We start from the raw sequence: 14486 nt of genomic DNA on the forward strand, positions 1-14486 counted from the left end.
CGTTGTAGGTTATAAGCAATGATGTTGATCAGGGCAGTTCTATCACCTCGAGTTGTTGAATATTACCAGCCTCCAGTTGAAAACGCAGCAGCGTTTTTACCTTGTGCCATCCTTGTTGACCGCATGCGCCCGGGTTCATATGTAACAAATGAAGTGCCGCGTCCGGCATTACTTTCAGGATGTGTGAATGCCCGCAGATAAACAGTTTGGCAGGATGCTGTTTCAGTTGTTCCTTCACGCCCGGGGCATATTTCCCCGGATATCCGCCAATATGTGTCATCATCACCTCTACTCCTTCCAGGTTGAAACGCAGGGTTTCGGGGTAACGGATACGGATATCTGCCCCGTCGATATTCCCGGAAACGGCCCTGAAAGGCTTGAATTTTTCCAGTTTATCGGCCAGATCCACATTGCCGATGTCGCCGGCATGCCAGATTTCATCTACTTCTTCAAAATATTTGAATACCTGTGGGTGCAAATAGCTGTGGGTATCCGACATTAATCCTATCTTTTTCAACGGAGAATTGTAGTATTATAATTTTATATTTTGGTAATCATATGTTAAAACAAGAAGTCCCTCATATCACCGCCTGTTTGCTTATTTGCTGTCCCGACCGGCCGGGCATCGTAGCCGGCGTATCACAGTTCCTCTACCTGTTGGGTGCAAATATACTGGATGCAAGTCAACACAGTACCGATCCACGGGAAGGATTATTTTTTATGCGTATGGAATTCCAGCTGGAACAGCTTGATAAGTCCGCGCTGGAAGCGGCTTTCCAGCAACAGGTAGCTACCCCGCTGCAAATGGAATGGAAAATAGATTACAGCGATCGCCGCAAACGTATGGCTATCATGGTATCGGCGTATGATCATTGTTTGCTGGAATTATTATGGAGATGGAAAAGCGGTGAGCTGGCGGTAGATATCCCGCTCGTGATCTCGAATCATGCTTCCCTGGAAAAGGAGTGCACTGCATTGGGGATCCCATTTCACTACCTCCCGGTAAGCAGCGGCACCAAGGAATTGCAGGAGCGCGTTGCCATGCGGCTGCTGGAAGAGCACCGGGTGGATTTCACCGTGCTGGCCAGGTACATGCAGATCCTGTCGCCACAGTTTGTAAGTCATTATCCGCAACGGATCATCAATATTCATCACTCTTTCCTGCCTGCCTTCGCCGGCGCACGCCCTTACATCAACGCCTATACGAGAGGCGTAAAACTGATTGGCGCTACCGCCCACTACGTTACCAACGAACTGGATGAAGGCCCGATTATTGAGCAGGATGTGGCCAGGGTAAGCCACAAGCACACCGTGGAGGACCTGGTGATGCTGGGCCGCGACATTGAGCGGCAGGTGCTCACCCGTGCAGTGAAAGCGCATATTGATAACCGCGTGATCCTGCATGGCAACAAAACCATTGTGTTCTGATGGTTTCAGCGGATTTCGTTAATTTTAAAAGACATGTTGCAAACGGCTTTATATCATTATCTCCGTAAGGAATGCGATACGGTCACCACCGCATATGCCACCCTGCGGGAGGCTCCCGGTGATGCTGATGCCATACACGCCATGCGGGTAGGCGTAAAAAAGCTGCGGGCCTTTTTTTCGCTGGTAAAACAGCTCCCGGATTATTCGTTCGGGGCAGGTAAACATCTACGCACCGCCAGGCTGATACAGTCGATCGGCGGCGCTTCCAGGGATACGCACCTCCAGGAAAAAAACCTGCGCGGCTATGAAAAAAAAGTATCGTGGCGCTTTTCATTTGCGCATCTCTTACTGCAAAACAAAGCCGCTACAGCCAGTGAAATGTTAGCCGCCACAGTGAAATACTGCTCCCTGAAAAAACTGGAGTCACTGCCGGAAAGATTTAAAGAGGCTATTGCCAATACCGACACCAATGCTGCTACTGCCGCGCTGATCAGCTACCTGGAACAACAGCATCAAAAAATCACCGTACCTGCCAGCAGAGCGCATCACACGGTATGGCACGAAGTCAGGAAAGAAGTAAAAACATTGTACTATCAGCTCAATATACTGGAACAGGTACTCCCTGCTGTTTTCACAGAAAACCTCGCCACGCCTACCCGTAAAGCGGGTGAGCTCCTTGGCCAATGGCATGATACCAGCGAATTATTGTTGTTTGTAAAGGCAACGGCAGCACAGCTGAAGAAAGAGAAGATTACCCTGCCGGTAAATGCACAACAGCTGATACAGCTGCTGCAAATGGACATGAAAGAACAACTGGCGCAATGCGCCTGGCAGGTTAAGGAACTGAAAGCCGCTGCCGTATTTTAACGTATACCCGTTAAAGATAACGGCTACACGCTAAAATGCTTCTTCCCCGCTATACGCCATCACTATCTCAAAAACCAGCGCTGCCGCCAGTTTCGCAGTGCGGTTATCTATATCCAGTGAAGGATTTAATTCTGCAATATCGGCTCCTGCCACTTTCCCGCTTTCCAGTATCTTACGGAAACATTGCAGGAACAAACCTCCCGGCATAATACCATTATAAGCCGTAGCGCTTACTTCCCGGCGCAAAGGGTGCTGCAAATACATCCAGGCAGGTGGTCAGGTATACTTTATCCACCTGGCTGAGAAAATGCTGTATGGCGGCAAACAACGTGTCTTTATCCTGCAAATGAAAAGCATCTGCGCTTACATAAGTCGCTTCTTCTTCTCCTGCAGTATTAAAAAGCTGGCGGGTATTCCCGTTCTTCTGGATACCCAGGGCCAGGTAATGAAAAGGCACGCCGGACTGTTTGGCATCCTGCGCCAGTTGCCAGAAGCCGGTACCTGAGCTGGCGCCTTCTTCACCGGGAACACGGATATCAAAATGCGCATCAAAGTTGATAAAGCCTACGGATTGCTTTCCTGCAAACCGGCGGATACCACTGGCATGCCCATACGTAATTTCATGACCGCCGCCCAGTAACAGCGGCAGGTAACCTGCCGTGAGGATATCGTTCACCGTTTCGCTGAGCACCTGCTGCGCATTTTCCAGTTCGCCATTGGGACAAAGGATATCTCCCGCATCCAGCAACACCGTTTGTGCGTTGAAGTGAACCGGAAAGTTGGCAATCACCTTCCGTATGGCGGCGGGTCCTTTTGCAGCACCTGCCCTGCCTTTGTTGCGGCGCACGCCTTCATCGCAGACGAAGCCCAGCAGGACAATACCTTTCTGACCCGGCTGCAAAACCGGTAAGGGCGTTTGCAACAGGTCGGTTACGGTGATTACCTGGTGCCAGCGCAGCAGGTCGGGGTCTGTACCATCAATACGACCGGTCCAGGAACCACTTGCAGTGGGCTGATAGCTTTCTTTTGTTATCATACTAAAACTCCTTTCTTCCATACCAGTGACGGCTTCATCTTACCCTGGTAATAAAGTATGTCGCGATAATCCGCGGTGGGATAAGCCTGCATATCAGCGGCGTAACCTGCCAGCAGCTGGCCTGCATCTTTCAGTTGCAACGCAGGCGCTGCTCTTACGGTCAGCGCAGCCAGTACTTCTGCGGTGGATAACTTTTCGGCGGCGCTCATTACGGCAGCCTGTATCAGCAAATCGCCCATGGGGGCCGATCCGGGGTTCCAGTCGCTCGCAATGGCTACACATGCACCTGCATTCAGCAGCCTGCGCGCCGGCGCATATAACATACCTAATCCCAGTGAAGCACCTGGCAAAACTACTGCAACGGTATCAGAATTAGCGAGTAAAGCAATTTCTTTTTCAGTGCTGGCTTCCAGGTGATCGGCAGATAACGCCCGCGCATTCACGGCAACTTCAGCGCCGCCGGCGCTGAACTGATCCGCATGCACGGTTGCCACAAATCCCTGCTGCATGGCCTGTTGCAGGAAACCGGCAGCAGCCTTTGCAGAAAAAGCAGTTTCTTCTATAAAAATATCCACCCGGTTACTCAGCTGCTCCTGCTGCACCACCGGCAACAGTTCCGTTAAAACCCACTCCAGGTAGGCTTCTTCACTGCCTGCATAATCACGGGGTTTCATATGCGCAGCCAAACAGGTGGAAATCAGCGTAGCAGGCGTGTGCAGCCCCGCCTGCTGTATGGCGCGCAGCATTTTCAATTCACTCTCCAGGTTCAGGCCGTAACCACTTTTTACTTCCATGGTGGTAACGCCTTCTTTCAGATGCCGGTTAGCGCGGGCCACCGTGTTCTCCGTAAGGGTAACAAGATCGGCTATACGCGTTTTGGTAACCGAATCCCATATACCACCGCCTGCACGGGCTATTTCCAGGTAACTTTTACCGGCTATGCGCATGGCATAATCACGGTTGCGGCTACCATCGTAACAAATGTGTGTATGACAATCAATAAATCCCGGCAATAACACAAGCGGTGTATCCTGGAAAGCGATTTCGCAATCCGGGTATTTCTGCAACAGTGATTTGTACCCTGCTATCGCAATGATCTCCCCGTTTTCCACCACTACCCCGCCCTTCTCTATCACGGTCAACTGTTCATCGTGCAGGGCGCCTTTCAGCGATAAGCCCGTCATTGGCAGGATCTGGGCAAAAGGACCGATTAATGTTTTCATGGGCAATGATTAAGCGGTTAACCGCTGTGATTAAATGCTGATATCAAATTTTTGTCCCCATTCCTGTGCCTTTTCGTAACCCGCGTCCGCATGACGGAAAATGCCCAGCGCCGGATCATTGAAGAGCACGCGGCGTAAGCACTCAGCTGCACGGTCGGTACCATCGGCCAGCACTACCATGCCGGCATGTTGTGAATATCCCATCCCTACGCCGCCGCCATGATGAAAAGACACCCAGGTAGCGCCGCCGCCGGTATTGGCCATGAGATTGAGCAATGTCCAGTCGCTCACAGCATCGGAGCCGTCTTTCATAGATTCGGTTTCACGATTGGGAGAGGCCACGGAGCCACAGTCGAGGTGATCACGGCCAATCACAATCGGCGCTTTCACTTTTCCTGTTCTCACCAGCTCATTAAAAATAAGCCCCGCTTTTTCGCGTTCGCCCAGTCCCAGCCAGCAGATGCGTGCAGGCAATCCCTGGAACGCCACTTTCTCCTGCGCTTGTTTCAGCCAGTTGATCAGGTGGGTATTTTCCGGGAACGCTTCCATCAACGCGCGGTCGGTGGTATAAATATCTTCCGGATCGCCGGAGAGGGCTACCCAGCGGAAGGGTCCTTTCCCTTCACAGAAGAGCGGACGGATATATGCCGGCGTAAATCCGGGGAAGTTGAAAGCATTGGGCTCTCCGCCTTCCCGCGCAAATTCGCGGATGTTATTACCATAATCAAAAGTAACGGCGCCTTTCTGCTGCAGCTGCAACATAAAGCCCACATGGCGCGCCATGCTTTTCAGCGACAGCTCCCGGTATTTTGCCGCATCGCTTTTACGCAGTTCCAGCGCGGCCTGCAGTGTAATGCCATTAGGCACGTACCCGTTCAGCGGATCATGTGCGGAGGTTTGATCAGTGAGGATGTCCGGTATGATATTATCTTTCAGCATTCTTTCCAGCATATCACCGGCATCGCTTACCAACCCGATTGATAACGCTGTTCCGTTGGCCTGTGCTTCCTTCGCCCATTGAATGGCTTCTTCGTAGGAATGAGTCATACGGTCAATGTAACGGGTATCCAGTCTTTTCTGAATACGTGTAGGATCAATGTCGGCGCCAATGAACACGGCTCCGGCCATAGTGGCTGCCAGAGGCTGTGCGCCGCCCATACCGCCAATACCTGCTGTTACCAGCAGCTTACCGGCCAGGCTGCCATTGAAATGCTGCCGGCCGCATTCCATAAAGGTTTCATAGGTTCCCTGTAATATACCTTGTGTACCGATATAGATCCAGCTGCCGGCCGTCATTTGTCCGTACATCATCAGGCCCTTGGAACGCAGTTCGTTGAAATGCTCCCAGGTGGCCCATTTCGGCACCAGGTTGCTGTTGGCCAGCATTACTCTTGGCGCCTGCGGATGCGTGCGTACAATACCTACCGGTTTACCGGATTGCACCAGCAGGGAATGCTCGTCGTCCAGCGTTAATAATATTTCGATAATTTTTTGAAGAGATTCGCGGTTGCGCGCTGCCTGGCCGATGCCGCCGTACACCACCAGCTCATCGGGGTTTTCGGCTACTTCTGCATCCAGGTTGTTAAGCAGCATGCGCAGGGGCGCTTCGGTTTGCCAGGATCTGGCGTGCAGCTGTGCACCACGCGGCGCTTTATAATGCGGGTGAGCTGCATATGTTTTAATAAAGTCCAAACTGGTCATTATAAAGTCCGTTTAAGTTAAGTTGATGATTAGCGGCAGCTTCATTGGCTACACGTACCAGCGATTGATCGACAACAATTTTGTGCAGGGCGGCAATATCATTGGCAAAGATCCGGTCCTTATCTGCAAAGGTTACATGCCTGCGCGTATACTGATGTACGGCTTCCAGTACCGGGCCTGATTTCATTGGCCGGCGAAAATCCACTGCCTGCGCGGCATACAACAGCTCAATAGCAAGAATGTATTCGAGATTGCCGATCACCTGGTTCAATTTGCGGCCACTGATAGAGCCCATTGATACATGATCTTCCTGACCCAGTGAAGTAGGTACGCTGTCGGCGCTGGCAGGGAAGCACAGGGTTTTATTTTCTGTTACCAGTGCGGCAGTGGTATATTGTGGTATCATGAAACCGGAGTTGAGTCCGGCATCCTGGATCAATAATTTTGGCAGCCCGTATCTTCCTTCAATCATCATATAACAACGCCTGTCGGAGATGTTGCCCAGTTCCGCAGCAGCCACAGTAGCGTAGTCCAGGGGCAATGCCAGTGGCTGCCCGTGGAAGTTACCACCGCTGATGGTGTCTTCTGCACTGAAAATAATGGGGTTATCAGTAACAGCGTTCAGCTCTATGGTAGTGAGTTCCTGCAGGTGTTGCCAGGCAGTGCGTGACGCACCGTGTACCTGTGGCATACAACGCAGGGAATAAGGGTCCTGCACACGGCCGCAGTCTACATGCGACGACATGATCTCCGAGTTATCCAGCAATGCTTTCAAACGGTGCGCTACCAGCTGGTTGCCGGGGTACGGGCGGATAGCATGTAAGCGGGGATCAAATGGTTTGGCGGTGCCCATCAGTCCTTCGAGCGACAACGCCCCGATGATATCCGCGGCTTCGAGTGCATTATGCAGGCGTTGTACTGCTTTAACGGCAAACGACAGGATGAACTGTGTACCGTTGATAAGCGCCAGTCCTTCTTTAGGACCCAGCACTACCGGTTGGATCCCTTCCTGTTGCATCATGGAAGCGGTATCTGTTTTCGCGCCACGGTACATCACATGCCCCAGCCCTATCAATGGCAGGAACAGGTGCGATAATGGTGCGAGGTCGCCCGAAGCGCCTACAGAGCCCTTTTCAGGCACCAGCGGCGTTATCCCGTGTTCAATATGCCAGATGATTCTTTCGAGGGTGGACAGTGCCACGCCTGAGTAACCCTGTGCCAGTGCCTGCACTTTGGTGATGAGCATGATGCGGGCAATTTCTTCCGGGATATTTTCTCCTACGCCTACACTGTGGCTTTGCAGGATGTTGTACTGCAGGGCGCGGGTATCTGCTTCCGAAATCTTGGTATCGCACAACGGGCCGAAACCAGTGTTAATACCATATACCGTGGTGTGTTGCGCCACAATGGTTTGTACATAGCCGAAGCTGGTTTGTACACGCGTAATGACTTCCGGTACCAGTATGCCTTTCACTTTGCCGGCAGCAATATCAATCGCGCGGGCAACAGTGAGCTGGTCGATACCGTACTTAAAAATATCACTCATGTCGTTAGATTTTTCTGGTGTATGAAGTATTATAACTGTTGTCTGATCCTTTCTGATAAAGACTTTTGCTGCACTGACTGTTCAATCTGGGCGATGGCAGCCAATATCTGCTGGCTTTGTTTGTTTTCCGTTGCCAAAGCTTCCATAGCGCCGGTGATGGCTTCCCATACGGGTTGTATCTGTTGTAGCAGGTCTTCGCCTTTCTTGGAGAAAGCGACCAGTTGCCGGCGGCCATCTTCCTTACACGGCGTTGTTTTCAGGAGTCCTTTCTTTTTCAGGTTGGTCACCATCTGGCTTACGGCGGAGTGGGATATTTCCAGTTGTTCTGCAATATCGATCATGGGTACCGGCTGCTGTCTGGATAAGAGGTAAAACACCGGGAACCAGCTGGCATCAAAGGGTATGCCCGCCTGTTCATATACCTTGTTTACTTCCATGAGAAAGTATTCGCTCAGCCTGCGCAGGCGGCTGCCAAAAACGAGGTAGCCAAGTGATGGATAGAATGACATATGAAAAGGTTGATGTTAATATTATATAAGCGCTTATACAATATTACGAAAGAAATACGAATAATATAGTCACCGGGCAGGAATATTCACTGCTGTCTGCCCGCAACGGTACTATTCGTACTGCTTCTTACTTTTTAGCGGTCTGTTTCTTTTTAGTATCAAACCAAAGGGGGGAGCTGTCCGTTACATCACCATTGTAGTTGATAAAAAGCTCTTCTCCTTTCTTGATATCACGACGGGTGATGATACTCATGGTTTCTTCCTTGAAGTCCATTTCATACTCACAGTTGGGGTTGTAATCGTGATTATAGATAGAGCAAAAGCCCAGTGCCACGCAGGAACGGGTTTCTTTTGCACCCCAGAGAAAAATATAATTGTGGAGTCTTGTTTTATCCACAATCTCAGTATCGTCGTAAGTGAGAACGAGCACGGGTGACGTCTCAATTCTTGTTCCGGCAGGGATTTTTTCTTTGGTATAAACACCCCGGCCTTTTCCTTTCGACTTATCAATGTACAAATACGGCTTTATCATAGCGTAATTTCAAATAAAAGAAGACGTAAAGTAAAGTTAAAGCAGGAAGTTATCAAAATCATGTTTAAAAAATTTAGGTTTGCCGCCCGGAAAATATTTTTTTTGCCTTTCATTAACCTGCATATATGATCAATTATAATCCAAAGGAGTGGTTTACGTTCATTTTCCGTCTTCATAAAGCGGATACAGTAAGGAAGCTGTTCCCCATGTTTATTGCCCTCTCCATCTATTCTGCCATTGTAGCCTGGCTGGAACTGGAGGTCTGGAAGATGTCTGACAAGAGTGAACTGAAGAACATCACGCTGATGTATGGCCTGCTGGGCTTTGTGATCTCCCTGTTACTGGTGTTCCGCACCAACACCGCGTATGACCGCTGGTGGGAAGGCCGCCGGCAATGGGGCGCCCTGGTGAACAGCAGCCGCAACCTGGCTATTAAAATCCAGGCCATACTGCCATTGGAAAACAAGGCCGACAGGGATTTCTTCAAAGTAATGATCCCGAACTTCGCCTATGGCCTGAAAAATCACCTGCGCAAAACTTATGTGCACGACGAGATGGAAGCTATACCAGGACAGGAGCCGCTTCATACTGATATCAGTAAGCATGTGCCTAACCAGTTGTCGCAGCTCATCATGACTAAAACCATGGACCTGTACCGCAGCGGGCAGCTCACCGGGGATCAGCTCATTGTGCTGAACAACGAGCTGCAGTCGTTTGCTGATGTATGCGGCGCCTGCGAACGGATTAAAAATACCCCCATCCCTTTTTCCTACAGCGTATTTATCAAGAAATTTATATTCTTCTATGTAATGTCCATGCCCTTTGGATACGTGTTCAGCCTGGGTTACCTCATTATCCCCATGATTGTATTCGTATTCTTTGTACTGGCAAGCCTCGAGCTCATCGCAGAAGAAATTGAAGACCCCTTTGGCAAAGACGCCAACGATTTGCCGCTGGATAGCATTTGCAGCAACATCCGCCTGCATGTATCAGAATTATTATAACGACTGCCCCGGCAGCGTGCTATTTTAACTTAATTTCGCAGATAGAGGCAATTGTATGGAAAATGAAGCTTTACTGGAAAAATTCCAGACACTGACAAAAGAAAGAAATTACCGCGAACTGTCAGTATACCTGGACGACCAGCTGATTACGGATATAGCCGAATTGATTCACGAGGTCCCCGAAGATGCCGGAATAATCATCAATCACCTGTCGATCGGCAGAGCGGCAGCGGCTTTCCGTATCCTGGACTTTCCTTTACAGGAAGATGTGATACGTACTTTATCGCCCGCAAAAATAGCAGAGCTCATGAACGAGCTGCCAGCGGATGACCGTACCGCCTTCCTGGAAGAGCTTCCCAGCGAAGCGGTAAAAGAGCTGATCAAACTGCTGGACCCCGAAGAACGGCGCATCACCCTTTCCCTCCTGGGCTACAAGGAGAACAGTGTGGGCCGTATCATGACGCCCGATTACATTGCCGTTAGAGAAGAATGGACCGTGAAGGAAGTGCTGGATTATATCCGCGAGCATGGAAAGGACAGTGAAACCATCGACGTAATTTATGTAATCGACGAAAAAGGGCAGCTGCTGGACGACTTCCGGATACGTGAGTTCCTGCTCGTATCGCCGGAAACGGTGGTGCATACTCTCATGGACGACCGCTTTGTATCGCTCCATGCCAACGACGACCAGGAAGAGGCCATCCAGGTTTTCCGGATGGAAAACAGGGTAGCCTTGCCCGTGGCAGACGACCAGGGCATCCTGCTTGGCATTGTGACCATCGATGATATGTTGTGGATCGCCAACGAAGAACATACTGAAGATATCCAGAAGATTGGTGGTACCGAAGCCCTGGACGAGCCTTACCTCGATATGCCCCTGCTCAAACTGGTGAAGAAGCGGGTTGGCTGGCTGGTAGTATTGTTTATCGGTGAAATGCTGACCGCCACCGCCATGGGATTTTTTGAAGATGAAATTGCGAAGGCGGTTGTACTGGCGCTATTTGTACCGCTCATCATTTCCAGTGGCGGTAACAGTGGCTCACAGGCTTCCACGCTTATTATACAGGCAATGGCGCTGGGCGAAATCAGCGTGAGCGACTGGTGGCGCGTGATGCGCCGGGAAATCCTTTCCGGCCTGCTGCTGGGTGGCGCACTCGGCGCCATCGGCTTCCTGCGTATCCTGCTCTGGAATACCCTGTTCAATACTTACGGCGCACACACCGTGCTGATAGGCGCTACAGTAGGCATTTCCCTGGTAGGCGTAGTATTGTGGGGAACCCTCTCCGGTTCTATGCTGCCGCTGGTACTGAAGAAATGCGGCGCGGATCCTGCTACCTCCTCGGCACCTTTCGTGGCTACCCTGGTGGATGTAACCGGGTTGCTGATTTACTTTACAGTAGCCTATACCCTCATGAAAGGCATCTTGCTGTAATGCGCAACTATAGCGGGGGAAAAGGCTTTTCCTCCGCTAATAACAGATCTCTTTAAGCACCGTTCCTTCTCTTGTTTTCCGCACTATAAACAACCGGTCGTATTCATTTTCTCCTATAGAATCCGTATGTGGCCTAGCTTTCAGGCTATGCAAGATAGGGATCAGGGTATTGGAATGCCCTATCACCAGCAGGCGCTTTCCCCAGTCCTGGTGCCGGGTAACCTGGTAAATAAAAGATTCCCCGCTGGTATCTGCGGCATAAAAACAAGTATCGATGTGCAGGTGGATGCGCAAACTATCGGCCGTGGCAACCGCTCTTTTATAAGGCGTGAAGTAAATTTTATTCAGGCCCGAATCCTTCAGCAGCCGGTATAATGCGCCTGCCCTTTCCTGGCCTGCCAGGGTTAAAGTGGAATCCGGACCCGGGTTTCTTTCTGCATGCCTGATCACATAAAAAGTGCCTGTTAAAAAGGTACTGTCTTCAGATACCGGTACCGGTTGGCGGACGGGCTGCTTCGGCTTACAAGCGGTAAAGATCAGGAGGGAAAGAAGTATTGATATGCGCATAGCGTGGATTTAAAGCAGATGACCGCATTACGTCCATCCAAAACTTACGGCAATTTATGATTAAACCGTTACATTTATTCCCCAACAAAATAATGAACCGCTATGAGAAAATGGGTTATACCCGCCATTATTTTTTTATCAGCCAATCGCATCAGTGCCCAACAGGCAATGCCGCTCACGGTAGAAAAGATCATGCGCGATCCCAAATGGATAGGAACCTCTCCTGATAACGTTTTCTGGGGTGCCGACAACCAGACCGTTTATTTCAGCTGGAATCCCGGCAAGCAACTGAGCGACTCCCTTTACTATGCCGGTGTTAAAAACAATACGCCCCGGATTACAGCCGCAGGTGAGCGCTCCCTTATTAACGCCAAAGCTGCCGGTACTTGGAATGCAGATAAATCGCTACTGGCTTATTCCTATGAAGGGGATATTTATTTACTGGAGATAAAAAGCGGGAAAACCACCCGCATCACCAATACCAAAGCCGTGGAGTTTAACCCCGCATTCAGTTTCGGCGGTAAACAGGTGGTGTTTCAGCAAAACCGCGATCTCTATGGCTGGGACAAAGCGTCCGGGTTAATCAGTCAGCTTACCAGCTTTGAAGCAGGCAGCAAGCCGGCCGAAAACGATGAGCGTAAAACCGGCAACGCAGAAGAAAAGTTCCTCAAAGCACAGCAAGAGGAACTGTTGCAGGTGATCCGTGATAAAAAAACAAAGAAAGACGCCGCCGAAGCTTTTGATAAAGCATACGACCCCAAACCACTACGGTCCCTGTACCTGCAAAACAAAAGATTAAGAGATCTGCAGATCAGTCCCGACGGGCGCTTCGTTACCTATAGCCTTTTCACCGCACCCACTGATGCCCGCAATACCATCGTTCCCGAATTTGTAACCGCCACCGGTTTCACCACCGATATTGCGGCCCGCGATAAAGTAGGCGCGCCGCAAGGCAGCTTCGAAAGCTTTGTATACGACCGGCAGCGTGATACGGTGCTCCCCATCAAAACCACTGATCTCCCCGGCATCAAAGACCAGCCCGATTACGTAAAGGACTACACGAAAAAGGATACGCCCAAAGTAAGGGAAGTAATTGTGAACGGTCCTTACTGGTCGGAACAAGGCACACATGCCATTGCCGACATCCGCTCACAGGATAATAAAGACCGCTGGATTGTACTCCTCAACGCTGAAAACGGTACCGTGAAAACACTGAACCGCCAGCGCGACGAAGCCTGGATAGGCGGCCCCGGCATTGGCTGGAGCATGGGTGGCAGCAATATCGGCTGGATAAATGAAAACACCTGCTGGTTCCAGTCGGAAGCCACCGGTTATTCACATCTGTATACCGCCAATGTAAACGATGGTAGCACTAAAGCCCTCACCAGCGGCAACTATGAAGTACAGGAGGCACAATTATCTCCCGATAAAAAATACTTTTATATTACCACCAATGAAGTACACCCCGGTGAAAAACAATTTTACCGTATAGGCGTTGCCGGTGGAAAGGCCGAAAGGATCACTACCCTGCCCGGCGCCAATGAAGTAACTGTTTCTCCGGATGGAAAATGGATTGCGTTCCGTTACTCCTATTCCAACAAACCCTGGGAATTGTATGTGCAGCCAAACACACCGGGCGCAAAAGCAGTACAGGTCACCAACCTGGCGCAGACCGATGAATTTAAATCATATCACTGGCGCGATCCGCAGGTAATAACGATTACCGCGCGGGATAACCAGCCCGTGTATGCCCGCTTATACACCCCGGACCCTGCAAAAAATAATGGCGCGGCAGTGATTTTCGTACATGGCGCAGGCTACCTGCAAAATGCACATAAATGGTGGAGCTCCTATTTCAGGGAATACATGTTCCATAACCTGCTCACCGATAAAGGCTATACCGTACTGGACATGGATTACCGTGGCAGTGCCGGCTACGGCCGCAACTGGCGTACAGGCATTTACCGCTATATGGGCGGCAAGGATCTGGACGATGAAGTGGACGGCGCAAAATATCTGGCAGAAAAATTGCAGATGGACGCCCATCGTATCGGTATCTACGGAGGCAGTTACGGCGGCTTTATGACGCTGATGGCCCTGTTCACCCAGCCAGATGTGTTTGCATCCGGCGCTGCGCTGAGGTCTGTAACGGACTGGGCGCATTATAATCATGGCTACACCAGCAATATACTGAATGAACCATTCACTGACAGTATTGCTTACCGCAGGTCTTCCCCCATCTACTTTGCAGATGGACTGAAAGGCAAACTGCTGATGTGTCATGGCATGGTGGATACCAATGTGCATTTCCAGGATATCGTGCGGCTGTCGCAGCGACTGATTGAATTAGGGAAGAATAACTGGGAGCTGGCCGTGTATCCCGTGGAAGACCACGGATTTACTACGCCCAGCAGCTGGACAGATGAATATAAAAGAATACTTTTGCTCTTCGAGAGTACGCTCTTGAAGAGATGATTGCATTTTAAATTTTTTTATTTAGTTCCGTCGATATAAAAAAATTACAAAAGGGGGATACAGTGAATGATGCAGGCTAATGTTAAGGAATCTTAATATTCGCAAGGATCGTTCCCGGTATTCCCTTTTTCATTTTACATTAGGACCGTTGTAAAATGCATGCTGA

Annotated in this window: 14 protein-coding genes; 5 read left to right on the forward strand and 9 right to left on the reverse strand. The window is 50.3% G+C overall.

The annotated features are described in order from the left end of the window. Positions 1-28: 28 nt before the first annotated feature. Positions 29-499 (reverse strand): metallophosphoesterase family protein, encoded by a 471-nt coding sequence (locus QFZ48_RS04155; protein WP_370909782.1) that lies wholly within the window; start codon positions 497-499, stop codon positions 29-31. Positions 500-558: 59 nt separating this feature from the next. Here QFZ48_RS04155 and purU point away from each other — a divergent pair, with 59 nt between their 5' ends. Then, the gene (purU, locus tag QFZ48_RS04160; protein WP_429061252.1) at positions 559-1428 is read left to right on the forward strand and encodes a formyltetrahydrofolate deformylase; all 870 of its coding nucleotides are present in this window, start codon (positions 559-561) and stop codon (positions 1426-1428) included. Positions 1429-1461: 33 nt separating this feature from the next. Beyond that, entirely contained in the window at positions 1462-2295 is an 834-nt protein-coding gene (locus QFZ48_RS04165; RefSeq protein WP_429061254.1) for a CHAD domain-containing protein, read from the forward strand. Between the two features lie 30 nt (positions 2296-2325). Here the strand turns inward: QFZ48_RS04165 and QFZ48_RS04170 are convergent, their stop codons facing one another. The 7 genes from QFZ48_RS04170 to QFZ48_RS04200 all read right to left on the reverse strand — a co-directional run bounded on the left by QFZ48_RS04170 (position 2326) and on the right by QFZ48_RS04200 (position 8842). Next, positions 2326-2502: an arginase family protein gene (locus QFZ48_RS04170; RefSeq protein ID WP_429061255.1), complete on the reverse strand. Its 177-nt coding sequence runs from the start codon at positions 2500-2502 to the stop codon at positions 2326-2328. A gap of 7 nt (positions 2503-2509) precedes the next feature. Continuing rightward, complete coding sequence (locus QFZ48_RS04175; protein ID WP_429061257.1) at positions 2510-3331, reverse strand: formimidoylglutamase; 822 nt, start codon at positions 3329-3331, stop codon at positions 2510-2512. Further along, positions 3328-4554, reverse strand: coding sequence for an imidazolonepropionase (gene hutI / locus QFZ48_RS04180; protein WP_429061259.1), 1227 nt, complete (start codon positions 4552-4554; stop codon positions 3328-3330). Before hutI ends, QFZ48_RS04175 begins: the two co-directional genes overlap by 4 nt. 30 nt (positions 4555-4584) lie before the next feature. Next, positions 4585-6255 (reverse strand): urocanate hydratase, encoded by a 1671-nt coding sequence (gene hutU / locus QFZ48_RS04185; protein ID WP_429045509.1) that lies wholly within the window; start codon positions 6253-6255, stop codon positions 4585-4587. Next, a complete protein-coding gene (gene hutH / locus QFZ48_RS04190; protein WP_429045507.1) occupies positions 6233-7801 on the reverse strand; it encodes a histidine ammonia-lyase in 1569 nt (522 codons plus the stop codon). The genes hutU and hutH overlap by 23 nt, the downstream gene beginning before the upstream one ends. Before the next feature lie 29 nt (positions 7802-7830). Continuing rightward, positions 7831-8310, reverse strand: coding sequence for a MarR family winged helix-turn-helix transcriptional regulator (locus QFZ48_RS04195; RefSeq protein WP_429045505.1), 480 nt, complete (start codon positions 8308-8310; stop codon positions 7831-7833). A gap of 127 nt (positions 8311-8437) precedes the next feature. Then, positions 8438-8842: an SET domain-containing protein gene (locus QFZ48_RS04200; RefSeq protein ID WP_370909774.1), complete on the reverse strand. Its 405-nt coding sequence runs from the start codon at positions 8840-8842 to the stop codon at positions 8438-8440. A gap of 125 nt (positions 8843-8967) precedes the next feature. On the opposite strand from QFZ48_RS04200, the gene QFZ48_RS04205 reads away from it, so the two are divergent. Continuing rightward, a complete protein-coding gene (locus tag QFZ48_RS04205; protein WP_429061261.1) occupies positions 8968-9846 on the forward strand; it encodes a bestrophin family protein in 879 nt (292 codons plus the stop codon). Between the two features lie 55 nt (positions 9847-9901). Beyond that, positions 9902-11278, forward strand: a complete 1377-nt coding sequence (gene mgtE / locus QFZ48_RS04210) for a magnesium transporter (RefSeq protein WP_429045501.1) — start codon at positions 9902-9904, stop codon at positions 11276-11278. 36 nt (positions 11279-11314) lie between these two features. Here the strand turns inward: mgtE and QFZ48_RS04215 are convergent, their stop codons facing one another. Next, the gene (locus QFZ48_RS04215; RefSeq protein WP_429045499.1) at positions 11315-11845 is read right to left on the reverse strand and encodes a histidine phosphatase family protein; all 531 of its coding nucleotides are present in this window, start codon (positions 11843-11845) and stop codon (positions 11315-11317) included. 102 nt (positions 11846-11947) lie between these two features. Here QFZ48_RS04215 and QFZ48_RS04220 point away from each other — a divergent pair, with 102 nt between their 5' ends. Further along, positions 11948-14320: a prolyl oligopeptidase family serine peptidase gene (locus tag QFZ48_RS04220; RefSeq protein WP_429061262.1), complete on the forward strand. Its 2373-nt coding sequence runs from the start codon at positions 11948-11950 to the stop codon at positions 14318-14320. Positions 14321-14486 lie beyond the last annotated feature (166 nt).

The organism is Chitinophaga sp. W2I13, from assembly GCF_050434005.1.
Classification (GTDB): domain Bacteria; phylum Bacteroidota; class Bacteroidia; order Chitinophagales; family Chitinophagaceae; genus Chitinophaga.